The 957-nt window shown below is 44.1% G+C and carries 1 pseudogene; it reads right to left on the bottom strand.

Annotated elements, in window-relative coordinates:
• Positions 1 to 957 (bottom strand): annotated as a pseudogene (locus HMPREF1551_RS13880) (gliding motility-associated C-terminal domain-containing protein); the annotation flags it as partial.

The following is a 957-nucleotide window of genomic DNA, read 5'->3' as shown; positions in this document are numbered from 1 at the left end:
GGTGTATGTGGCTTGATAGTGATCTTACCGGTGGTGGTATCAAAGGTAAAGTAATCCACTGGATTGTTATTATTATCTTTGAATACCCTTGGGGTAATATCTACATCAGCAGTGGTCAGCGGTGTTCTGCCATCAAGTTCATCATTCTTCAAGACACTCTGCTCGATTGTCTTAGGCTGATCTTGATTATTGATCTCGGTAAATTCATCATCAGCCGCAGCAAAAGAAACTATTTTGATACGTACCTGCGCCTTGTCGATATTGCCCTCATTGCCTTTCTCTTTGATTGTATAGTGATAAGTATACTCTCCTACAGGAAGACCTGGTATTACACTAATACGTCCGTCGATATTCATTCTAAAGTGAACTACATCATTGTTCTCTCCTTGGGTAGCTTCTATCACTACATCTGCTTCAGAGAGGCCGGTTCTACCATTGAGCATATCGTTGTTCAAGATACTTGGGGTAAGACCACCTTTGGTACCTACTCTCCATAGGCCATCATTATTGGCAACAATCGTTTTGCTTACTACCTTAAAGCGTACCGTAGCGGTATTGCTACAATTGGTTGGTTCTGCTTTTTCACAGATAGTATACTGATACTCATAGTCTCCCTCTGGGGTACCTGCCTTGATGGAAATCTTACCTGTGGCAGGATCCATGCTGATGTCAGCATGAGGGGCTGTACCTGGGTGAAGGCTCACATCAGTGCCTGGCACTAACACGCCTGATACACCTTCTAAGGTATCTACGCCGGCCGAGAAGACCGTAAGAGTGGAGGTATAGTCGGCCGTATTAGGAATACTACCAAAGTTATCATTCTTAGCTTCAATAGCACGAGCTGTGCCTGCTATGGTAATCTTTATCTTTGCCGTATCACAAGGAGTTCCAGTGGAAGCCTGACAAATCTTATAAGTCACCTCATAAGAGCTGCCTGGAGTAGCCGTATCAGGTACT

Origin of the sequence: Capnocytophaga sp. oral taxon 863 str. F0517, assembly GCF_000466425.1 — a bacterium.
GTDB lineage: Bacteria > Bacteroidota > Bacteroidia > Flavobacteriales > Flavobacteriaceae > Capnocytophaga.
The sequence above is the reverse complement of the archived record's forward strand: the minus strand, read 5'-3'. Positions and strand labels throughout refer to the sequence as shown.